General features: G+C 45.8%; 19 protein-coding genes. 11 read left to right on the top strand and 8 right to left on the bottom strand.

Features of this window, described 5'->3' with window-relative positions; all coding sequences use genetic code 11:
- Window positions 1-311: 311 nt before the first annotated feature.
- The 4 genes from QUA54_RS20225 to QUA54_RS20210 all read right to left on the bottom strand — a co-directional run bounded on the left by QUA54_RS20225 (window position 312) and on the right by QUA54_RS20210 (window position 3,738).
- Entirely contained in the window at window positions 312-776 is a 465-nt protein-coding gene (locus tag QUA54_RS20225; RefSeq protein ID WP_172187066.1) for a hypothetical protein, read from the bottom strand.
- Between the two features lie 148 nt (window positions 777-924).
- The gene (locus tag QUA54_RS20220; RefSeq protein WP_333416030.1) at window positions 925-2,196 is read right to left on the bottom strand and encodes a transposase; all 1,272 of its coding nucleotides are present in this window, start codon (window positions 2,194-2,196) and stop codon (window positions 925-927) included.
- A 168-nt stretch (window positions 2,197-2,364) separates the two neighbouring features.
- Window positions 2,365-2,925, bottom strand: a complete 561-nt coding sequence (locus tag QUA54_RS20215; protein ID WP_172187067.1) for a sugar O-acetyltransferase — start codon at window positions 2,923-2,925, stop codon at window positions 2,365-2,367.
- 138 nt (window positions 2,926-3,063) lie between these two features.
- Complete coding sequence (locus tag QUA54_RS20210; RefSeq protein ID WP_333416029.1) at window positions 3,064-3,738, bottom strand: MBL fold metallo-hydrolase; 675 nt, start codon at window positions 3,736-3,738, stop codon at window positions 3,064-3,066.
- Between the two features lie 33 nt (window positions 3,739-3,771).
- On the opposite strand from QUA54_RS20210, the gene QUA54_RS20205 reads away from it, so the two are divergent.
- From QUA54_RS20205 to QUA54_RS20185, 5 genes are all read left to right on the top strand, one after another.
- Window positions 3,772-5,244: a site-2 protease family protein gene (locus QUA54_RS20205; RefSeq protein WP_333416028.1), complete on the top strand. Its 1,473-nt coding sequence runs from the start codon at window positions 3,772-3,774 to the stop codon at window positions 5,242-5,244.
- A gap of 212 nt (window positions 5,245-5,456) precedes the next feature.
- A complete protein-coding gene (locus QUA54_RS20200) occupies window positions 5,457-6,053 on the top strand; it encodes a hypothetical protein (protein WP_333416027.1) in 597 nt (198 codons plus the stop codon).
- A 129-nt stretch (window positions 6,054-6,182) separates the two neighbouring features.
- Complete coding sequence (locus tag QUA54_RS20195; RefSeq protein WP_333416026.1) at window positions 6,183-7,253, top strand: DUF6745 domain-containing protein; 1,071 nt, start codon at window positions 6,183-6,185, stop codon at window positions 7,251-7,253.
- Between the two features lie 163 nt (window positions 7,254-7,416).
- Window positions 7,417-8,598, top strand: coding sequence for a sulfate adenylyltransferase (gene sat, locus QUA54_RS20190; RefSeq protein ID WP_333189954.1), 1,182 nt, complete (start codon window positions 7,417-7,419; stop codon window positions 8,596-8,598).
- Window positions 8,599-8,805: 207 nt separating this feature from the next.
- Window positions 8,806-10,971 (top strand): caspase family protein, encoded by a 2,166-nt coding sequence (locus tag QUA54_RS20185; RefSeq protein ID WP_333416025.1) that lies wholly within the window; start codon window positions 8,806-8,808, stop codon window positions 10,969-10,971.
- Window positions 10,972-11,220: 249 nt separating this feature from the next.
- Here the strand turns inward: QUA54_RS20185 and QUA54_RS20180 are convergent, their stop codons facing one another.
- Complete coding sequence (locus QUA54_RS20180; protein ID WP_333416024.1) at window positions 11,221-12,501, bottom strand: valine--pyruvate transaminase; 1,281 nt, start codon at window positions 12,499-12,501, stop codon at window positions 11,221-11,223.
- A 579-nt stretch (window positions 12,502-13,080) separates the two neighbouring features.
- On the opposite strand from QUA54_RS20180, the gene QUA54_RS20175 reads away from it, so the two are divergent.
- The 3 genes from QUA54_RS20175 (at window position 13,081) to QUA54_RS20165 (ending at window position 15,974) form a co-directional block, all read left to right on the top strand.
- Window positions 13,081-13,623: a peroxidase-related enzyme gene (locus QUA54_RS20175; RefSeq protein ID WP_333416023.1), complete on the top strand. Its 543-nt coding sequence runs from the start codon at window positions 13,081-13,083 to the stop codon at window positions 13,621-13,623.
- Window positions 13,624-13,644: 21 nt separating this feature from the next.
- Window positions 13,645-14,850: an adenylate/guanylate cyclase domain-containing protein gene (locus QUA54_RS20170; RefSeq protein WP_333416022.1), complete on the top strand. Its 1,206-nt coding sequence runs from the start codon at window positions 13,645-13,647 to the stop codon at window positions 14,848-14,850.
- A gap of 284 nt (window positions 14,851-15,134) precedes the next feature.
- On the top strand, window positions 15,135-15,974 hold the full coding sequence (locus QUA54_RS20165) for a Tab2/Atab2 family RNA-binding protein (protein ID WP_333197889.1): 840 nt from the start codon (window positions 15,135-15,137) through the stop codon (window positions 15,972-15,974).
- A 144-nt stretch (window positions 15,975-16,118) separates the two neighbouring features.
- Here QUA54_RS20165 and QUA54_RS20160 read toward each other — a convergent pair whose 3' ends face one another.
- Complete coding sequence (locus QUA54_RS20160) at window positions 16,119-16,319, bottom strand: hypothetical protein (protein ID WP_172187078.1); 201 nt, start codon at window positions 16,317-16,319, stop codon at window positions 16,119-16,121.
- A gap of 209 nt (window positions 16,320-16,528) precedes the next feature.
- Here QUA54_RS20160 and QUA54_RS20155 point away from each other — a divergent pair, with 209 nt between their 5' ends.
- Together QUA54_RS20155 and QUA54_RS20150 are read left to right on the top strand one after the other, a co-directional pair.
- Window positions 16,529-17,401 (top strand): S-methyl-5'-thioadenosine phosphorylase, encoded by an 873-nt coding sequence (locus tag QUA54_RS20155; RefSeq protein ID WP_333416021.1) that lies wholly within the window; start codon window positions 16,529-16,531, stop codon window positions 17,399-17,401.
- 439 nt (window positions 17,402-17,840) lie between these two features.
- Entirely contained in the window at window positions 17,841-18,923 is a 1,083-nt protein-coding gene (locus QUA54_RS20150; protein ID WP_333416020.1) for an HNH endonuclease, read from the top strand.
- 89 nt (window positions 18,924-19,012) lie between these two features.
- On the opposite strand, the gene QUA54_RS20145 is transcribed toward QUA54_RS20150, so the two are convergent.
- Window positions 19,013-20,236 carry a tetratricopeptide repeat protein gene (locus QUA54_RS20145; RefSeq protein WP_333416019.1) on the bottom strand — a complete coding sequence of 408 codons (1,224 nt, stop codon included), beginning with the start codon at window positions 20,234-20,236 and terminating at the stop codon, window positions 19,013-19,015.
- Between the two features lie 76 nt (window positions 20,237-20,312).
- On the opposite strand from QUA54_RS20145, the gene QUA54_RS20140 reads away from it, so the two are divergent.
- On the top strand, window positions 20,313-20,804 hold the full coding sequence (locus tag QUA54_RS20140) for a WbuC family cupin fold metalloprotein (RefSeq protein ID WP_333416018.1): 492 nt from the start codon (window positions 20,313-20,315) through the stop codon (window positions 20,802-20,804).
- 269 nt (window positions 20,805-21,073) lie between these two features.
- On the opposite strand, the gene QUA54_RS20135 is transcribed toward QUA54_RS20140, so the two are convergent.
- Window positions 21,074-21,577, bottom strand: coding sequence for a hypothetical protein (locus QUA54_RS20135; protein WP_333199069.1), 504 nt, complete (start codon window positions 21,575-21,577; stop codon window positions 21,074-21,076).
- Between the last annotated feature and the right edge of the window lie 2 nt (window positions 21,578-21,579).

Below are 21,579 nucleotides of genomic sequence, written 5' to 3'. Positions count from 1 at the left end.
GAATATTTAATCGACAATTTAAGAGTTTTCTTAACACTCCTTAATAATTTATGTTAATTAGGTGATGTGCGCAGGCATGATTCTACGTTGAGATGTTCGGCGTTTGTGTTATGAGGTAAGGTACACACACAGCGGTACACGCTACTTTCAGATGTTTGGGGTTGATCTTAATATTAAAATATTAAAAGCTTTTCCCTCATTAATGAATGAAAAGCTTTTTAAATTTTTAATTCACATCTCAAAACTCAAAACTATTTTCCCTGCATCCGCTGACTGAGGCGCTGCTAAATAGCCTCAGTTGCGCGATTTGTTTAAAGAACCTTGTGAGTGTGTTCGTGCTGTTTCACATTGTCTTCAGTGCGAATAACGCGCTCGGAGTTGAGGACTCTTTTGCGTTCTAAGGAATAAGTAAAGTCGTTGCGAACGGTTCCCAAGGGAATGTGAAGTTGAGCTTGGGGGCGGATTTTGTAAGTGCGGGCAGCGGAGATCGCCCGAAAGCCAAATTCTTCGCTAAACTGAGCTGATGTCGGGAATTCTGGCAACATTTTGGGTGATTCGCCATCGAGCACTGCTCCCAAAGTCGTCCCGCAAGCCATTAAATAGGATGTGGGAATTCCCTTGACAATTGCTTCCAAAGCTGCTGAGGGAATAGCTTCGATTACTTGCACTTCAAAAACTTCGCCTTCTTCTTTGATGAAGCAGGTAGCTACACCGACTGCTATGTAGTCGTCGGTGCAGAGATCCGGAGCGTTGGGATAAACTGTTGCAGTCGTCATAAGAAAAGCTTGGTAGTGTGGAAACCGGGAACGAGAAATTAAGGGATTTGAAATTTGAGATTTTACATTTTTTCCACGGTTTTTTTCGGGGATTTTACGTGGAAAATCTCAAACTGGCTGTTCTAATAGCTGGTAAAAGTATAGTCGTTTATGACATGGCATGGGAGGCATTAAGTCCCTCCCCTTTCACTTTTACTTTGAGCGGATTGACCCGCCTAGGCTGAACTACGCAGCTCTCTATCCCATTGCTAAACGCATTTGGGATTGCTTTTCTGAGGATATTGTAAGACCCGTTGACATCGGAGTTGATTAATTGACCGATTGATGTTCTGTACAAACCTCTCTTGATTCGCTTACCGCTAAATGCGACATCATCAGTGCCAGTATGCCCGTACACAGGAATCGGATCTAGATTCAGGAAGTTCGACTTAGATGTGTAAGATTCTTCTTGCACGATCACCTTAATCCCAACCAGTCTAGCTTTGTATTCCAACATCTCAATTAATCTAGCGTGAGGAATACTAACGAAGTTTTGGTTGGTTTGCTTTCCTAAATCAATCTCGGTTTTCCATTGTGCATTCTTGCCAATTACTAGCGTCCCAATTTGTTTGGCGACCAAGATACCGATTATTAGCCGACTGGCGTGATGCAAGTAATTATCGACTTTTTGGTGGCGACAGCGAGTTAAGCGCTGAATGCGGGGCGAACTCTTGCGACTTCCTTTTAACTGAGATTGTAAGTGTGAAGAGCGTTTGTTGTAGAACTGGTTAATCGATTTTAATGGTCGCCCGTTAATCAACAGAGGAATGAAACCCGGCTGATTTGAAGTTAACGCCACTAAATTATTCAGTCCTAAATCAATACTAGCTGCCAAAATATCGTTACTGACGGTGGACTCCGGCTCATTATAAATCACCTCAATCACATACGAATCACATTTTGGAACCAGCCTAACTTGGCAAAATTGAGCGGGATTTACTTTGGTCTTTATTAAGATTTCCGTACCCGAAAGCTTGATAATTCCTTTCTTGAATTGCTTGCTGCTAATCGCCTGAATCGTATAGATAAGAATATTACGACCCTTGGCTTTATCCTTATATTTCGGTAGCTTCGGACGACCAGTGAATTTAGAGGAATCAATTTTGTAAGCTTTGACGGCTTCAAAAAACGATTTCCAATTCTTGTCCAATACCATCAAGATTTGTTGACTAACCTTGGCGGGCATGGCCTTATATGCTTGATGAGATTTCATCAAACGGTTCATCTCGTTGTAGTTGATGTAACCCCATCCATAAGTAAAACTCTGACGAATGACGTAGTTGGCGGCATTATAGAGATTCTTGGATTTAAAGGCTAATTCATCAATCTGTGCGAAACGATGTTCCGTAGATTTAATGATGTGCCTCTCTGCTAGTTGCATTTAAGGTTTCTATCCTTTAAGTCATGTGTTTTTTACTCGAATAATTATGATAATATGATACTACTATTGTTGATTGATGCTTACAAACTTAATGAAGTTTCACAATACCTAAAATTTTTGGGTTAAGCTCCGAAGAGCCGATCGCACGATTGTGTCGATCGTACCACATCAAGGTAGATGCCGGATGATTCGGCAAGGATTCCCCGCCGCCACGACGTTTGCGGGAATATCTTTGACAACCACACTGCCTGCACCGATCGTGCTATTGTCGCCAATAGTGACTCCTGGGCAAATAATACTGCCGCCGCCAATCCAAACATTATTGCCAATATTAATTTCAGCGGCGAGTTCTAGGCCAGCAACTCTAATTTCCGGGTCTGTGGGGTGAAGAGCGGTGTAAATTTGGACGTTGGGCCCGCACAGTAAATTCTCGCCGATGCTAACTCGATTGCAGTCGAGAATCACGCAGCCAAAATTCATATACAATCCGTTTCCAGCATAAATATGGCTGCCGTAGTCGCAGTAAAAAGGTGGCTCGATTTCAACTTTCGGCCCGACTGCACCGAACAATTCCGCGATAATTTCTAACCGTTTGTCTGGTTCGTCTTCGCGGGTAGAATTGTAGGTTCTGGCGAGGCGGCGGGCTCGCAGGCGCTCTGAAATCAATTGCTCGTCCGCAGCTAAATACAATTCGCCGGCGAGCATTTTTTGTTTTTCGGTTTTTTCCATAAGAATCGGCGGTTGTAACCGCCACTATACAAAGTTTCGCCCGTCTCTAAGAGACTGAAGAATAATCTAGGGTGCGTAGCGCGCACCTTATCGCTATAATTAGCGCGTCAAACCATTTTTTGATTTTGCAGCCTAGATTTAGGGGCCGGGTTTCGACTGCAAACAAACGGCTAAATCCAGGTTGGTTAATTGCTCAAAAGCTCGATCGATCGATCCTTTGGAGCGCAAAAAACCAGTATTGGCAGCGGGGCAAATATATTGCAGAGTGGAGGGCGAAAATCGATCGATAATTGACTTAACGCTGTTAATTTGCCGGGGCCAGTGAAAAGTTTTTGCCGTCAATAGCGGTACTGGGGCAGCTTCTCGGTTGGGGAGCAAGTGTCTGCCCGAAAACAGCACTCCGCCGCTGCCACTATCATAAAGGCAAGACGAACCTGGAGAATGGCCTGGAGTCCAAAATGCTTTTATTCGATCGCTCACACCAAATTCTCGCTCAAAAACCGTCACCTTCAATCCCGGCAGCAAATAAGCTTCCTGCTCTTGAATCAGGATATCGCACCCCGTGGCTTCCTGAATCTCCCGCGCCTTGCCGATAGCGCCGCGGTGGGTGAGAAACAGCAGTCGCACACCGCCGCGCGCGAGCAAAAAGGTTTGGTTAATCTCATCCCAAGCGGGACAATCCACCAGGATGTTCGATTCGTTTTCTACAATGAAATAAGCTGTTGCACCCAGGGTATCCCGGTTAGGCGGGAAAGCAAAGATATTGTCCAGCACGGGTCTGGGCTGTTTGGAGACTGAACTCTGTTGTTTCAAGGAAGTATTTCAGAAGGGAATGGGATAAATATTATGTTGTTTTTACTATGGTTGTTCGTATTGGGACTGATCTCGTACTACTTGTTGCAGAACGGCATCAGCCGCATCACCCGAACTCCGGTATGGCTGCTGTGGCTGGTAATGATGGCGCCGCCGTTGATTTGGAGCGGTTGGGTTTTAGTTAACGGTACGAGCAAAACAGTACCGCCGGAGTTAGTAATTATACCTTTTCTGGTTTGCCCTTTTTTGTATTGGTTTTTGGTACAGTTGGGGCGCAAGAAAATTACCGACGAAACTGCTGAGCAGGTAGCAGACTCTGCGAATGAACCTGCAAAGCCAAAACCGCCCGTGCGCCCGATCAACCAAGAAGAAGAAGCGAGTTTGCGCGATTGTTTTCCTTGGTCAATTTACTTTTTGCGAGATTTGGAATTTCGGCCGCAGGCTGTAATTTGTCGCGGGCAGTTGCGCACGAACCCGGAGGCGGCTTATCAGGCAATTCGGGAGAATGTGGAGAGGCTTTTTGGCGATCGCTTTTTAGTAGTATTTCAAAACAGCTTGAGCGGTCAACCTTTTTTTGCCATAGTTCCCAATCCCAGCCACCAATCAGGGGAAACTCCTGTCAAAACCGAATCTGTAACCAGGCCTTTTTTTGCATTAGCTTTGCTGCTGATCACGGTGTTTATGACTACGCTTGTCGGGGCGCGACTTGCCGGAGTTACTGAACAAGCTTTGCAGTCCAACCCGTCACTATTGCTCCAGGGTTTGCCTTACTCGCTGGCTCTGATTACAATTTTGGGAATTCACGAATCCGGCCACTATTTAGCTGCCCAATTTTACAAAATTCGCACGACTCTGCCTTATTTTATTCCGATTCCTTTTTTCTTGGGAACTTTTGGCGCGTTCATTCAAATACGGAGTCCAATTCCCAACCGCCGAGCTTTATTTGATGTTAGCATTGCCGGGCCCCTTGCGGGTTTAGTTGCGACAGTGCCATTATTAATTTGGGGTTTGGATCATTCGACAATTGTACCGCTCTCTGACAAGTCGGGAATGTTAAATTTTGAGTCTTTCAAACCCAATTTTTCGCTGCTGATGACTCTCTTGAGCAAGTTAACCTTGGGCGGTGCTTTGAATGCGGAAACTGCGATCGATTTGCATCCGGTAGCGGTGGCGGGTTATTTGGGTTTGATAGTGACGGCGTTTAATTTGATGCCCGTGGGACAACTTGATGGCGGGCACATCGTACACGCGATGTTCGGCCAGCGAGCGAGTATGGCGATCGGGCAAGTTGCTAGACTTTGTATGCTGCTGCTTTCTTTTTTAGAACAGGGTTTGCTGCTGTGGGCGATTATTTTATTCTTGACGCCACTAAACGACGAACCGGCCTTGAATGATGTCAGCGAATTGGATAATCGGCGGGATTTTTTGGGGTTGCTGGCGATCGGGCTTTTGTTAATGATTTTGTTACCGGCGCCCAGGGTACTCCTGGAGTGGTTAAATGTTTAGAAGAAACTTCGGCAACGGATTCGCAAGGCGGATTTAACGACTTTAACGGATTTAATTAACGGATTGATGTTGAAGTCCGAGGGAAGAGAGAAGAAGGAACAAAAGAAAGGTTGAAAATTTATGCAAGGGTTGCTATACAAGCGAGTTTAGCGTTTCTCTACTCGCTTTCGATCTCGAAGTAATCTTTATTTTCACCGACTTATCTGAGAACGATGTCTTACAAATCCTTTACTTTCCAACAGTTAAAAGATCGGTTTGGATTGGAGCCCTCACTGGGTTCTATTCTGAGTGCTAAGGTTATTCCTTTAGAACCCTCCGAATGGCTTTGGAGAACCCTAGAAATTAGTTCTAACACTGCTGTGACAACTGCAAAAGAACGTTCGGAACGGATTATTTCTCCTATTTTGTTAGAATCTAGAGAAAGGAACAACCGACAATTTTCTATCTTTTCCGGCTGGTCATTTGATGTAGATGTCGATCGGGGATTGAATGGAGAATGCGATTTTATACTGTCTTCCGTGCCCTTTGATTTTGAAATTAAAGTCCCCATTTTTGCCTTGAGAGAAACGAAAGGCGGAGAAATAGAATCTTGTCTCCCGCAGTGTGCCGCACAAATGGTGGCCGCTCAGCTATTTAACGAAGGCGAACACAATGCACTACCTGCCGTATTTGGCTGCGTAACTACTGGCGTTGTCTGGCGGTTTCTTAAATTAGAAGGAAATAATTTAATTATTGATGCTGATGTTTATTGTCTCGATAATGTTCCTATGATTTTAGGTGTATTGCAAAGAATTGTTAGCTCATACTAATAATTTAACTCTTATAATAAAAGAGGTTAGTATTGAGAATTTATATTTTTACTACCAACTTAACTGTATTTTATTACCGAATTCGATAGCAAAAAAATTGACCGCGAATCAAATAATATAGCTGTACCAATGATCGCAATTACTCCCGAACAAACAGCGCTAATCCCGATTTATCGCGAGAAGTGGCGGCAAATTGGAGTTTCGATAAAACCAGTCGATCGCCCGCAAGCGACAGCGGCCATCAACACCGCCTACAACATCATCGGCTTTCCTGAACCGGAAATTATTTTCTGTGACAGCCCTTACACAGCTTTGCAAGCAGTTGAACCGCTAAAAATACGCGATTCGGGTCGGGGAACTGGCAGCGAAATCAGAAACAAAATTCATAATGAATTGTACGATATATTAAGAAGTCAACTCAGCAGGGAACTGGAAAATAAAATTTACAGCACACTCTATAATCCGCTGTACGCTCAACTAATGAATCAACTGCACGCTCATGTTAAAGACGAAGTTTACGTCAAATTAGCAAGGAAGTTGGGCGAGAGATTTCAGAGATTTTTTATCGATCAGACTTATCATAATAGCAGCATAGTTTCCGAACTCTCAGCCTGTCACGGAAGTTGGGTGGATTTTTGTATTGGCGTGTTAAATTTGGAGTACGATCGCTCTTTATATTCAGCCTTTCAATCCTTAGTGGAAAAGTGCGGCTGGATTTACCCGTTTGAGAAAAAGTGCTTTGTGTGCGATCGCCCGCGACAACTTCATTTTGACAGCGAATATTTGCTCCACGCAGAAGGTCAACCAGCGGTTGAATTTGCTGATAAGTTCAGCGTATACTGTTATCGCGGCGTGCGACTGCCGGAAACAATCGGTCAAGTTCCGCCTCAGTCTTGGCAAGCTTCATGGCTGTTAACAGAACAGAATGCCGAAGTGCGGCGAGTTTTGATTCAGGCGATCGGCTATCCGAGAATTTGTCAAGAATTGCAAGCAACTGAATTGGATACTTGGCAAGAATATACTTTGTTGAAAATTGAGAATAATATTGACTTAGAGCCAATTTATTTGTTAAAGATGACTTGTCCGAGTACGGGACACGTTCACGTTTTGCGAGTACCCCCGGAAGCGCGATCGGCTAAAGAAGCGATTAGCTGGGTAAATTGGGGAATAGATCCCGAAGAATTTCAAGTGCAAACTTGACCGGAAAGTTTAGAGTGTTGAGTGCGCTAGTTGACTGTTAAAGAATTACAGCGCCACAAAAACAGCGTTCTGCACAAGTCCAGAACAATTAAAAAATGTAGATTTACAGCCCGCACTTGGTACTATGTACTCTGGCAGCTAAAACCCACAACTTCAAATCGACATGAGCCAGCATTCAGACCGCATTGCCCCTCACGGCGGCATCCTGGTCAACCGCATTGCCACACTAGACCAAAGACAAGAATTTTTCGACAAAGCAGAAGTATTGCCGCGAGTTCAGCTTTCGGATCGATCGATCTCCGACCTGCAAATGATCGCCATCGGCGCCCTGAGTCCCCTCAAAGGGTTCATGAACGAAGCTGATTATCGATCGGTCGTCAAACAAATGCGCCTCTCCAACGGCCTCCCTTGGTCGGTTCCCATCACCCTCTCGGTAACAGAAGCAGTCGCCGATACCCTGAAAGCAGGAACTTTAGTGCGCCTCGACTCGCCGGCGGGCGAATTTGTCGGGCTCTTGGAACTCGCAGAAAAATACCGCTACAGCAAAGAAGAAGAAGCCCTCAACGTCTACCGCACCGACGACCTCAAACACCCGGGCGTCCAAGTAGTAGACAAATCCGGGCCAGTTAACCTCGCAGGCGACGTTTGGCTGCTGGAACGCGAACTAGATGTCCGGTTTCCCCAATACCAAATTGACCCGGCGAAATCGAGACTGCTGTTCAAAGAAAAAGGATGGAAAACCATAGTCGGTTTCCAAACCCGAAACCCCATCCACCGGGCGCACGAATACATCCAAAAATGCGCCTTAGAAACAGTAGACGGCTTATTTCTGCACCCGCTAGTGGGGACGACAAAAGATGACGATATCCCCGCTGACGTGCGGATGCGCTGCTACGAAATTCTGCTAGAAAAATACTATCCAAAAGACCGCGTAATTTTGGCAATTAATCCGGCGGCGATGCGCTACGCCGGGCCGCGAGAAGCAATTTTTCACGCTTTAATCCGCAAAAACTACGGCTGCACTCACTTTATCGTGGGGCGCGATCACGCTGGAGTTGGCGATTATTACGGCACTTACGATGCCCAATACATTTTTGACGAATTTGAGCCGGGAGAATTGGGAATTGTGCCGATGAAATTCGAGCACGCTTTCTATTGCACGCTGACGGAACAAATGGCTACAACTAAAACAAGTCCCAGCACTCCCGAACAGCGGGTGCATTTGTCGGGAACCAAAGTGCGGGAAATGCTGCGCGCTGGAAAATTGCCGCCGCCGCAGTTTTCCCGGCCGGAAGTCGCCGCCGAATTAGCCAAGGCAATGAATATTTTCAATTACGAGATTTAAACGTTGAACCTTGGTGCGGGCGGTATTTTGAATAGTTTTTAATTTTGAGTTTTGAGTTTTAAAGTGGAAATTTTAAACTTAAAGCTCAAAAGTGAAAACTTAAAAACTCTCTTAATACTAAACATTTACAATCTAATTAATTTCCGTCAAATTATTGAGGGGAATTTAACTTAAAATTCAAAAATTAAAATTAAAAGCTATTTAAAAATGGGACTGAAGCGGCGGGAATTTTTGCAGCAAGCTGGCCGAGTGCTAGCCGCCATCGGAATCAGCGAGGCTTTGTGGCTGCGGTTGGGCGATCGCTACCTCCAAGCCTTAGCCCAGCCGACAGCGAGGAAATTGGCTTTGTTGGTTGGCGTTGACAAATATCCAGACTCGCCCCTGCACGGCTGCGTCACGGATGTGGAATTGCAGCGGGAACTGCTGATCTATCGGTTTGGGTTTGCGCCGTCGGACATTCTGACTTTGACTGACGCTCAAGCTACCAGGGAAAATATCGAGACGGCTTTTGTGACTCACTTGAGCGGACAAGCAAAACCCGGTGACGTGGTAGTTTTTCACTTTAGCGGCTGCGGTAGCCGAGTCAGTTTGGCCGAGTCTCCCGGAATAATGCAAAACAGTTTGGTGCCGGCGGATGATGTTTTGCCGCTGTTAGCAAACCGGGCGGTGAACGATATTTTAGAGGAAACGCTGTTGCTGTTGATGCGATCGCTCGCGACAGAAAATGCGATCGCCATCCTCGATACCAGCTACACCTATCCGGGTTCCCGCAAAAACGGCAACTTTCGCATTCGCTCCCGTCCCCGCCCCACCGTCGGCGAGCCAAGCCTCGCAGAATTAACGTTCGCCGAAGGCCTCAAATCCAGCCCAAATCTCCGTCCGGCGGCCGCCGTACTTGCCGCGGGCGGGAATTCCCAACTCGCCGCCGAACAAGAGTGGAACGGATTTACCGCAGGTTTGTTTACCTACGCCCTCACTCAAACTTTGTGGTGGGCAACTCCGGCTACCAGCTTCAGCGTCAGTTTCAGCCGCGCTGCGGGTACAGTCGAGCAAATGACGGGGTTATCGCAGCAACCGCAAATTCTGAATCACGATTTAACAGCGCCGCTGGCGGTGAATTTTTCAAGTTTAATGTTGAATTCCCCTGCTGCTGACGGCGCTGTGATGGCGGTGGAAGAAGGCGGCAAAACTGTGCAGTTGTGGCTGGGCGGGTTGTCGCCGGGGGTTTTGGAGTGCTGCGCGGGTTCTGTGTTTGCTGTGGATTCCTCAGCGGGCGCGAGGCTTTTGCTGCGGGGACGCACCGGCCTCTCTGCTAAAGCCCAAGTTTTAGACGGGTTCGATCGAACAGACGGGCAATTAACAGCCGGCGAACTGGTGAGGGAAGAAATTCGGGTATTGCCGCGAAATATCGGTTTGACAGTAGCTTTGGACTCGGGTTTGGAACGCATCGAGCGCGTGGACGCCACCAGTGCTTTCTCGACTTTGCCGCAACTTGCGGCGGTAGGCAGCGAGCAACCGGCTGACTGTCGGTTCGGCAGAGTCCCGGAAACGAGTTTAGCCGAAACAGTCTCGCCTCACGAGCCTGGTTTGATACAAAGCCGTTACGGTTTGTTTTCTTTGGCTCAAATTTTGATTCCCGATACTCAGGGCGATGGGGGAGAAGCCGTCAAGGTGGCGGTGCAGCGCTTGACTCCGCAGTTAAAAGCACTGCAGGCGGGGAAGTTGCTGCGGCTGACAGTCAATGAGGGATCTTCGCGCCTGAAGGTGCGGGCGGTTCTGGCAACTCTCGCACCGCAAGCGCGGACTGTGGCGCAGCGAGAGCCGGTGCGGGCCGGCGGTGATTATCTGCTGGAACCGCTGAGCGGGGAAAGTGAGAAATCGGCCAGAAATTATATACCAAGTGTGGAAAAAGGCAGCCAGCTTCAGTACGGTTTGTATAACGACAGCGATCGCCCGGTTTACTTTGCGGTGTTTTGCTCGGACAGCGCGGGACGGCTGTCCGTACTCGGCGCTGAGGGGGAAATGTCGCGGGCGATCGCTCCTGGGGAGAATTTGACTGTGCCGGCGGCTGGGGCGATCGGGTGGGCGGTGTCTGGGCCGATCGGACTTGCGGAAATTATGATTATATTTAGTGAGAATCCCTTCGCTCAAACTCTGGCTGCAATAGAAGCCGAAATGCAGCAAACGAGGGATGCCCAGTCAATTCGAGTATTGTTGAATCCTTTAAATGTGGCGCGGGCGGTGCTCGAAGATTTGCACGCGGCTAGCATTCCGGGGGTACAGAAAGTGGGGATATCGACGGATGATTTGGCTTTGGATGTGAATGTTTGGGCAACTCTGAGTTTTGTTTATCGGGTAATTGGGAATGGGTAATTGGGCATTGGGGAATGGGGCATTGGTAATTGGGAATTGGGCATTGGTAATGACAACAGTCAACCGTCAACAGTTAACAGTCAACTGATATCAATTCCGGCTGCGCCGGAATGATATAGAGGACACGGCAGTGCCGTTTCCCTACCGTGATTTATTGTAGGGACACGGCACTGCAGTGTCCTGATTTCGGGTTATATTAATTCCGGTGCAACCGGACTTGATATAACAACTAACAACCAACCAATAACACTAACTACTTAATGCTGGCTGATAAACCTTTTCCACCATTTGCGCCAAGCGTTTCATTGCAGTTTCAATCTCATCATTTGTCGCCGTCAAACTGATACGCAAACACTCGTGCTTGTGCTGCCAATCTTCCCGCAAACCGGGGAAGAAAGAACTTCCAGGCACGACAATTACGCCGACTTTCTTCAACTCTTGATACAGTTCCCAATCAGTCATTGGCAAATCTTTCAGCCACAACCACGCGAAAATTGCTCCTTCGCCCCGGTGCAAAAACCACGGCAAATCCTTCGGCATTGCTTGTTCTAGAGTGCTTTCTACGATCGCAAATTTGCTTTGATAGTACGGCCGAATTACGTTGATGGAGATGTCGGCAAGAGCGCCGGAAGCAATAGCCCGAGTTGCGATCGCCTGTCCGTATCTCGGCGAATGAATGCACATATTGGTCTGAAAACATTCTAATAGTTGAATGATTTTTTCATCACCGATCGCAATTCCGATTCTTTCACCCGGCAATCCGGCTTTCGACAAGCTCATGCAGTGCACGATATTGCCGCCAAAAATCGGCGTCATTTCAGTAAAATTCAAAGACGGGAAGGGAGGGCCGTAGGCGGAATCAACCAACACCGGCACGTCGAAAGCGGCCGCTAAATCGGCAATTTTCTTAACTTCGTCGTCGGTGAGAACGTTGCCCGTGGGGTTGCAGGGACGCGAAAAAATGACGCAACCGGTGGTTTGGTCGATCGACAGTTGGCTGAAATCCGGGCGGTATTTGAACCTGTGGGCGGCTGCATCAATATCGAGGGTGGGTTTGCAGGCGACTACCGCTTCGGGAATCAAGCTAACGCCGCCGTAACCCGTGTAGTCTGGGCTCAGCGGTAAAACAATTTTTTTAAGCTCTTTGCTGGTAGTGTACCCGCCGAAAGCGTTGGCTGCGTAGAAGTATATCGATTGACTACCGGGAGTAATTAGGATATTGCGATCCGTCAAATTCAGTCCGTAACGCTGGTTAAAATCCGCTAATACCGCATTGATAAACGGCTGATAACCTTGACTGGAACCGTACCGACAAACCACCTCGCCGTATTCCGGGCTCGCCAAAAGTTCCGCAGTGCAGTCGCGCCACAACTGCTCGACTTCCGGCAAAATCACTGGATTTCCGGCGCTCAAATTGATAAACTCCTGCCCGCTGCCGGCTCTGAGAGTTTCAATAATATCTTTCATAATTGCCCGAACTCCCGTGAGGTGGGACATCTGAGCGCCAAATTGAGTAAGGGCAGGGTTCATAGCAAATACAGCGACAAATATAGAAGTTTACAGTTTACCCATGATAACTCCAGTCGCAGGCGTTAGCCTAGCTTGTCTGGGGCATGGGTTGTCGATCGAGCGTCTGACAAATTCAATAAACTCGATCGCACAGCATTTGTTTTTTCCCCTGTGCGCGTCCCCGAGCCTAAGATTCGGAGCATTGGTGGATTCCTATCGATCGAACAGTGTTTTTTGCCTGAAAATTGGCGAACAGGCAGTATTATCAAATTCAAGAGTTTTGGTGGGATTTCGCGCCGCGCCAGATGAATTTCCAATACTTGACAGCAACCATTGGGGAATCTAAGATTAGCACTAGAAGCCGATCGCAACATAATTTTATTGGTTCCGGTTACTGCTATAATTGCAGGTTCAATCCAGCCTCAAAACTCAGATTTGTTGCTAGCTCATGTTCGTGATTCGCGGTTTTTAGACAGCAGTGCATTTCATCATAAATCCAGCTAAAGCCCAGATAGCTCGTAACCTCGCCCTTTGAGTGGCGTTACACAACAAATACATAAATTCCAACGCAAATTAACAGCAAGAAAATTCAACATAACAATGACACACTTTCCACTTACAGAATACGAGCAACTTACAGATCCTAAAGCCCAAGCAGTGTACGAAGAAATATTGACAGACTTGGGGTTTGGTATCGTCCCCAACCTGTTTAAGTCAATGGCAATCAACCCTGACTTATTAGAAGCAAATTGGAAAAAATTCCGGGGAACCATCCTGCAAGGAGATTTACCCCGCACCCTTAAAGAAATGGTCGGCGTCGCTATTTCTCAATCAAATAATAGCGAGTACGCTCTCCAAGTTCACCTGCACGGATTGTCAGCGTTGGGGATGAGCGAAGAAATCCTGCGAACCCTAGTTTCTGACTTTGCCAACTGCCCTTTGCCAAAACGCGATAAAGCCGTAATTACCTTTGGCTTGCTGGCTGCTACAAAACCTTTGGAAGTGACAGAAACTGATTACCAAAACCTGCGGGATTTAGGGCTAGATGATTCTGAAATATTTGAGATTATTGCAACAGCCGACCTGTTTAGCTTTGTCAACCGATATACCGATTCGATTGCCCTCGAAATAGATGCTTTGTAATCTATATTTTATACCCCTATTATGGGCGAGCGGCTAGAAGATCTAGATCGAGAAGAACTTCTGTTGACAGCCCGCCGTTTATTAGCAGAAGCTCAAGCGCTTTCTATACGCATTTCGGCTGTCAATGAAGTTGCCACAGCGATTAACCGCACCCTAGATCTCAACCAGATTTTGCGGGTAGTAGGCAAGCAAGCCAAATGGCTGCTCGACTTTGAACACTGTAGCGTTTGCCTGCACAGCACAAACGCTTGCACGACCTTATTTGGCCCGCATATCCCTGTAGATATTGCAGCCCTCCCAGAGGGCAGCCCTATTAACAAGGCTCTCAAAACACGTCAACCTCAATTAATTCAAGAAGCGGGTGCTACTGCTATTTTGTCCCCCTACGCTTCGCAAATTATAATTCCCTTGGAAAGCGAAGGTAAGGTTTTAGGGACAATTAATTTTGCCACAACCAAGCCGCGATCTTACACTCTAGAAGACTTGCGGATTGGCTATCTTTTGGCTTTGCAACTATCCTCAGCCATCCGCAATGCTGAGCGCTTTAAAGAGATAAATAGCCTGTATGCCGATCTCGATACCGAAAAGCACAAATCTGACCAGCTACTGTTGAACGTGCTGCCGGTTGAAATTGCCGAGGAACTCAAAAATAACGGCAAAGTGGAACCACTTTATTATGATTGCGTATCTGTTTTATTTACTGACTTTCAAGACTTTACTAACTTATCTGAACACATGACGCCGCGAGAGTTAGTTGACGAACTAGACTACTGTTTTTCTTATTTCGATCGCGTGATGGATAAATACTCTATGGAAAAACTGAAGACTATTGGCGACAGCTATATGTGTGCGGCGGGAATTCCTACGCCTCGCCCCACACACGCCTTTGACGCTGTACTTGCGGCCATAGAAATTCGACAGTTCATGGATTTGCGAAAAATGCAGAAAGTTCAACAAAATATTACTTATTGGGATATCCGCATTGGCATTCATTCAGGTCCAATACTTGCTGGGGTAATTGGCAATAAAAAGTTTGCCTATGATGTCTGGGGAGATACAGTTAATACTGCATCTCGGATGGAATCTTCCGGCGTAGCTGGAAATATCAATATCTCTAAAGACACGTTTGAATTAGTTAGAGATTTTTTTGAATGCGAATATCGAGGAAAAATTCATGCTAAAAATAAGGGCAACTTGGATATGTATTTGGTTCGCCATCTTAAATGATTTTGGGAATGGCTAATTACTAAGGGAGGATGGCTAACCGAGCTTTGATACCATGTTAAATTTTAGATTTTAGATTAGAAAATTGGGCATGACCGCTCACTATCACGGTTGGGATCGCGGACTTACAGTTGCATTCTCTTTAACTGGTGTTAGTAGAAATAAAACTCAACTATGAACGTAAAATATATTGCTCGCAGTTTTTTCTCAGGAGAGCGGTATTTTATCGCAGTGCCCCCAGGCTATATTAAAATGATCGAGTTGTAGATTTTAATTTTTAATTAATTATGCGTATTTGGCAAGCCGATTTCTACCGCCGTCCTGTCCAAGACGAAACTGGTAAACCACTGTGGGAACTCTTAATTTGCGACTCGGAAGGCAGTTTTCAATTTAGCGCTATTTGCCGCCAGGGCGCCGCAAATTCTAATTGGCTAGCCTCGCAGTTGCAGCAGCAAGCTCAAGCCCAAAATTTGCCCGACTTGATTCAAGTATTTAGACCTCAGTCTCTCAGCTTAATCGAAGCTGCGGGCAAAGTTTTGGGTGTCAAGGTAGAAGCGACTCGGCGCACTGCGGCTCTGAAATTGCTGCTGCAACAACGCGCAAAAGAATATTCGAGTATGCCTAATTATACAGGTGAAACTTACAGTGCGATCGCCCTCGACTCGCCGCCGCCCGTACCCTTACCGGAAAACCTCTGGGGCGATGGCTGGCGTTTTGCTTCCCTACCCGCCGGCGACATTGAAGATGCTTTCCAAGGGCGTCCCCTGCCAATTTTGGAAATGCCAGAATTGCTGTTACCGCTGAATTTGGGCTTGGCTTCCACAGTACCCGTACCGGGAGTTGTGATTGACGGCGGACGCCAGTCTATGCGGTTGGCTAGATGGCTTCAGGATGCCAAACCTTTTGCTTTGAATTATATCGCTGGAGAACCCGACGGATTGATATTGGAAGCTGGGTTAGTAGATAGGTGGATTGTGGCTACTTTTGAAGATAGCGAGGTGAAAGCAGCGGCCAAAATTTACCAACAGCGCAAGCAATTAAGTAAAGGATTACATTTTTTGTTAGTGCAGCCCGATGATAGCGGCATGACTTATACAGGCTTTTGGCTGTTGAATTTTGATCGATAAGATGTAAATAATATTATTTTTGATGTTGCTCAATCGCGCGCCGAAAAATAGTAAAATACAGCCCGAACTCAGTTCCAGGAGATACAGACTCAAACACAACTTTTAAAACAGTTTCTGGAGCTAGCAAGAGATCGTGCTGCAAATTTATTCTACAACTAAAATCAATCCGTTTTGGATACCCTGACACACTCGGTTGATGTGAACATGATCGTTTTGGTCGATCCCGTCGAGGACTGCTGACTTCAGCAATCGTCTGTCAAGGGGGGTAATTTGGCGAAAAGCAAAGATGCGCTGGACGATCGCTTCGATCGAGATTTTGGGGAGATTAGCAGAGCTGACTGTCATGGTCTTAACACGCTAAAAGTAGATAACAGAACTGTGTAGCTTTATTTTTAAAGATTTCGTGAAGTCATACTGTGATTAATATCACATACTTTATGTGACAATATAGTGTATGTCGGGTGACTTTTGTCACGAAATATTCAATTATTGTTACGCCAACTTAACGGTGGCCCGATAGAATCACTGTGGTAAAACTCAAGCAGAAAGTAAAAATGGCACAAGCAAAAATCGGAATTATCGGCGGCAGCGGTTTGTATAAAATGGAGGCCCTCAAAGATATTGAAGAGGTCAAAATTGATACACCTTTTGGAGCGCCATCGGATGCCGCAATTGTGGGAACTTTGGACGGTACGCCGGTAGCATTTCTGGCTAGACACGGCCGCAACCACACTTTTTTGCCCTCAGAAGTGCCTTACCGGGCAAATATTTATGCTATGAAGAGTTTGGGAGTGGAGTATTTAATCTCAGCGTCGGCGGTTGGTTCCCTGAAAGCTGAGGCGAAACCTTTAGATATGGTAGTGCCGGATCAGTTTATCGATCGCACAAAAAATCGAGTTTCTACCTTTTTTGGAGAAGGAATTGTTGCTCACATCACATTCGGCGATCCGGTTTGCGGCGAATTGGCTAAAGTATTGGCAAGTGCGATCGAATCCTTGAACCTTCCCGAGGTTTCCCTGCACCGGGGCGGCACCTACGTCTGCATGGAAGGCCCCGCATTTTCCACAAAAGCAGAATCCCACCTGTACCGCAGTTGGGGGGCGACAGTCATCGGAATGACAAATTTGCCGGAAGCAAAATTAGCCAGAGAAGCAGAAATTGCCTACGCAACTTTAGCATTAGTCACCGATTACGACTGCTGGCACGAGGATCACGACAGCGTAACCGTAGAAATGGTAATAGCAAATTTGCACCGCAATGCAGAGAATGCTCAAAAAGTCATTCAAGAAACAGTACGGAGGTTAACAGAAAATCCCCCCGTTTCCGAGTCCCATTCTGCTTTAAAATATGCAATTCTGACTCGGCTGGATCAAGTGCCGACCTCAACTAAGGAGAAAATGGGCTTGTTGTTGCAGAAATATTTGTAATTAGTCATCGGTTTCGCGCCAGTAAATGCCACACTCTTGAGCGATCGCATACTATCCGTCGGGGTCATGTCAACTATCTAATCGTGAAACTAATTTTACGAGCAGTTGATGACCCCGCTCAATGATTAATAATTGCTATAACTTCCTCTCGTGTGAGAACAGTTGGGATAGAACGACTTCTTTTTGCTCGTACTGTATCAACTTGTAAATCTAATTCTAAGTTGCGGATTTTTGTGACTTAGGAGTTGACTATACGAAAAATTTCGGTATAATAATAAATATTTGGCTTGCTTAGTCTAAGTAAACAGCCATCTCTATAAATTTTACGTAATAAGGAAAAGTCACATTGGATTTCACACCACAAGTTAGGAATACAGCCAACTAGCCAGATATCGATCGGTGTGATTGAATAGCTCGTGAAATACATGGAGTCAGAAACGTGCCAGATAGTCACAATATTAATGAAGTAATTTTTGAAGAGAGAGATACTGAAATTTTCAATATCCCTGACACTAAAACCAAGCTTTCAACACTGCAAAATTATTTCTTCCCTCGGCTAGAGACGTTACTGCGTTATACACTTGATGTTGTGGCGCTAGTCTACGATGTGAATCCATACGAGAGAAGGACTTTTGCCTACTGTCCAAGTCATCGAGATAAAGCAAAGGAGAACAAAGACTATGGGTTTGTTCATATTGGAATTATTGCAAAACGGGGTGACAAACCGCTCAAAATTCTCAAGAGAAATGGACAGCCATTTTTTCATCATCCCACTTATCTGACGTTTAAAGTATTTCCTAGTGGAACAATTCATGCTGAGCTAATGCCATTTCGTCAAGGCGTAGATGATGCTTACGTGGCAAGAATTTCCCAACTTGTCGCTAAGTATAGCGAGGTTTTAATGCCACTATTATCGGTAGCACGTATTTCACATACGACGTATAATCCTGAATTTGAAGTTCTGCCTCTTCATCAGGCAATTGTGCCTGATGAAGTAGGATCAGATGCTATAAGGTTGATATCACCAAAATACTACTTTCCTGTCAAGCGAGGGCGAGGATTGTATGAAATAGTTATTGCCTTCATCCTCTTATACGCTTTAGCAGAATCATTTATTTGTATTGGTGAAGGACGAGAACCTCAGCTTGACAATAGGCTTGAGCAATTCAAAGAATTTTATTTAAATATTAGAAATACCGAAAATGACATAGAAACAGAAGAAAGCGAGGAGGAAGATTTCGATTCTTCAGAAATGCCTGAACTAGACAGTTATTCTTTTGTGAGAGCAGGTAAATGGTGGGCTGTACTTGCTAGAGATAAATGGAAATGTCTTAGCTGTGGTAGATCGTCAAAAGAAGATGGAGTTTTATTGGAAGTTGACCACATTATCCCCCGTTCAAAAGGTGGTTCTGACCATATGAGTAATCTACAAACTCTTTGCAAAAAGTGTAATATTGGCAAAAGTAATCGAGACAGCACAAGACTTGGTATGACTTCGGATGAATTGATAGATCGAATGTAGATAGCGTAATTTTTCGGCGCGTGACTTTTATTAGTGACCAGTGATAAATTTGAAATGATTTGTGGTCACGCCGCCTACAATTACAGCTATTAACTTATCAACTGCTTGAACGCATCGTATTCGCGAATTTTCTCCAAATCAGCTTCACTTTTTGCCAACTCTTTACATACATTCGGATTGAGATTCAGGGCGCGCTTTAAGTTTTCAAGGGCTAATTCTATTTTACCTTGTAGTGCATAACATCGGGCTTTATTGTACCAAATTCTGTAAAAATCAGGTCGGATTTTAGCAGCATTGTCGTAGGAATCAATCGCCGCTTCGTATTTTTGCAATTTGGAGAGTGCAACGCCTCTATTGTTCCAAGCGTCAGTATAATCATTTTTAATTTGTAGGGCTTGATTGTAAGAAATTACTGCTTGTTCGTACTCCTGCATTTTGGAAAACGCAACGCCTCGGTTGTTCCAAGCATCGGCATAATCGGGTTTGGCTTGAATTGCCTGTTCGTAACAGCCGATCGCCTCCTGGTACTTTTGCAACTCTAACAATACCACGCCTCGATTGTTCCAAGCGTCGGGATAATTGGGGCGAATTGTAGTAGCTTGTTCGTAAGAGGCGATCGCCTCTGGATACCGCTGCATTCTCGTCAGCACTACTCCCCGGTTATTCCAAGTATCGGCTAAATCCGGCTGAATTTGCAGGGCAAGATTGTAAGCAGCGATCGCATCTTCATAACGGTTTTCAAAGAAACAAGCATCTCCCTGTTTAGCATAGTCGCCTGCCGTCACTAGCTGTTGGTAATTGCCGTAGTTAACCGGAGCAAATTCTTGAATTTGGGCATCGGGCAATAACAAGTCTGTTTCTGCATCCGCCGCGTGACTTTGGTGTTGAATTTCGCCTAAGATACTTTCAGCGTCCGAAATTAATAGTTTTAATTGAGAGATTGTATCGTAATGGAGACTTTCAATTTCTTGGCGAGCAACTGTTGTCTGCTTGGACAATTTGCTCAACAGAAACCAAACCCCGACTCCGGCTGCTGTCGGAAACAAAGTTAAGGCAATTATCAGCCCGTTAAGCAGTACCGCCGTGCGCCCAAAAGCAATGTCAACTTCTTCTTGAACCCGATCGCGAATTTCGTCTTTCAGTTGCTGCTGTGGGAATTGCTGCTGAACCAAAAGTGCGACCCTCGGTTCAGACGCAGAAACGCTACTGGCGCAGACTAGAATAGTCAAAAGGGCGATCGGGCTAATACTTTTTCTAAAGATACTTGACAAACGCATTGCCTTAGTGATACGCACCTGAGTTGCGATTTCCATGTGTCAAGAGATGCTGATAACGATGATCCCAGACTAGCCCATTTGTTCAAGAACTATTAAATACAGGATATCTGTTGTGCAGTCCCCCCCGATCAAATTGCTGACGCAAGAATTGCTAGACGAAGTTGCCGCTTCCTCCCGCCGCAGTCCCCGCCAGCGACAAAACTACAATTTCCATGATTTGTCTGAAAAAGTGCAGCGGTTTGTCAACGTGCTGCAACCAGGCACTTACGTCCGCCCTCACCAACACCTGCGCCCGCCTGCAATTAACGGTTTTGAGTTTTTCGCCGTGATTCAAGGAGAAGTGGGTATTGTTATTTTGAATGAAAACGGTCAAATCCTCCGCTGCTTGCGAGTCAGCGCTGCGGGCCCGACTCGCGCTGTCGAACTGCCAGAGGGCACTATTCACACGTTAGTAGCTTTGGCACCGGATACTGTGATTTTGGAGTTTAAGGAAGGGCCTTACGACGTGGGGGCGGATAAAGACTTTTTGGCAAGTTTTCCTGCTGAGGGAACTGCGGCGGCGCGGGAATTAGTCCTGATTTGGGAAGCGGAATTTAACAGTTGATATCAATTCCGGTTACACCGGAATGATTGTTAACTGTTGACTGTTAAATGTTGGCTGTTAAATGTTGACTGTTGACTGTTGACTGTTGACTGTTGACTGTTAAATGTTGACTGTTGACTGTTAAAAATCTAAAATCTAAAATCTAAAATCGGTTGACTGTTGACTGTTAAAAATCTAAAATCTAAAATCTAAAATCTAAAATCGGTTGACTGTTGACTGTTAAAAATCTAAAATCTAAAATCTAAAATCTAAAATCGATGGGCTGATTACTACTGACTGATGAATCTAATTGTCGTCATCCGATTGTATAAATCCGGGGCGGTGCGAACAATTTTTCTCAGAAGTTCATCCGTCACCCAAAAGACGACGGGAAAGGAAAATGTTTTGCTGAATTCGCTGCATAGCAGGTTGGTAGAAACGAGCAATCGATCGATCGCCTGCACTGATTCCAAACCGAGGATCATTAAAGCTGTAGGCTGTTCCCCGTCTAGTTCTGCTGCTATTGTCCTGTAGAGAGTTGTTGCCGATTCGGGCAAAAACAGTTGTCGCGGTTTGACGGCACAAGTTGCTTGCAGCCGATCGACTATTTGCTGCCGCAAAGCCAGCGAGTTGCAGTGGACTAAAACGAAAGAAAAGTAACCTTGGGAAAGACGGAGTGCCCGCATTAAAGTTGAGAACGACCGCTCGTTATATTTAGCTGAGTCGTACTTAGCTGCATCGTCTTTAGCTGTATTTTCTGAGCTTTTGTGGACCATAAATTGCAGGTCTTTCATCT

The sequence above is a fragment of the Microcoleus sp. MOSTC5 genome, from assembly GCF_036701825.1.
GTDB lineage: Bacteria > Cyanobacteriota > Cyanobacteriia > Cyanobacteriales > Microcoleaceae > Microcoleus > Microcoleus asticus.
The sequence above is the reverse complement of the archived record's forward strand: the minus strand, read 5'-3'. Positions and strand labels throughout refer to the sequence as shown.

Bases quoted from the DNA above. Each gene is read 5' to 3' on its own strand.
- QUA54_RS20135 (WP_333199069.1), bottom strand. From the start codon at position 21,577: ATGAAAGACCTGCAATTTATGGTCCACAAAAGCTCAGAAAATACAGCT.
- QUA54_RS20200 (WP_333416027.1), top strand. From the start codon at position 5,457: ATGTCTTACAAATCCTTTACTTTCCAACAGTTAAAAGATCGGTTTGGA.
- QUA54_RS20195 (WP_333416026.1), top strand. From the start codon at position 6,183: ATGATCGCAATTACTCCCGAACAAACAGCGCTAATCCCGATTTATCGC.
- QUA54_RS20205 (WP_333416028.1), top strand. From the start codon at position 3,772: ATGTTGTTTTTACTATGGTTGTTCGTATTGGGACTGATCTCGTACTAC.
- QUA54_RS20180 (WP_333416024.1), bottom strand. From the start codon at position 12,501: ATGAACCCTGCCCTTACTCAATTTGGCGCTCAGATGTCCCACCTCACG.
- QUA54_RS20215 (WP_172187067.1), bottom strand. From the start codon at position 2,925: ATGGAAAAAACCGAAAAACAAAAAATGCTCGCCGGCGAATTGTATTTA.
- QUA54_RS20225 (WP_172187066.1), bottom strand. From the start codon at position 776: ATGACGACTGCAACAGTTTATCCCAACGCTCCGGATCTCTGCACCGAC.
- QUA54_RS20155 (WP_333416021.1), top strand. From the start codon at position 16,529: ATGGCACAAGCAAAAATCGGAATTATCGGCGGCAGCGGTTTGTATAAA.
- QUA54_RS20220 (WP_333416030.1), bottom strand. From the start codon at position 2,196: ATGCAACTAGCAGAGAGGCACATCATTAAATCTACGGAACATCGTTTC.
- QUA54_RS20185 (WP_333416025.1), top strand. From the start codon at position 8,806: ATGGGACTGAAGCGGCGGGAATTTTTGCAGCAAGCTGGCCGAGTGCTA.
- QUA54_RS20165 (WP_333197889.1), top strand. From the start codon at position 15,135: ATGCGTATTTGGCAAGCCGATTTCTACCGCCGTCCTGTCCAAGACGAA.
- QUA54_RS20145 (WP_333416019.1), bottom strand. From the start codon at position 20,236: ATGGAAATCGCAACTCAGGTGCGTATCACTAAGGCAATGCGTTTGTCA.
- sat (WP_333189954.1), top strand. From the start codon at position 7,417: ATGAGCCAGCATTCAGACCGCATTGCCCCTCACGGCGGCATCCTGGTC.
- QUA54_RS20170 (WP_333416022.1), top strand. From the start codon at position 13,645: ATGGGCGAGCGGCTAGAAGATCTAGATCGAGAAGAACTTCTGTTGACA.
- QUA54_RS20175 (WP_333416023.1), top strand. From the start codon at position 13,081: ATGACACACTTTCCACTTACAGAATACGAGCAACTTACAGATCCTAAA.
- QUA54_RS20160 (WP_172187078.1), bottom strand. From the start codon at position 16,319: ATGACAGTCAGCTCTGCTAATCTCCCCAAAATCTCGATCGAAGCGATC.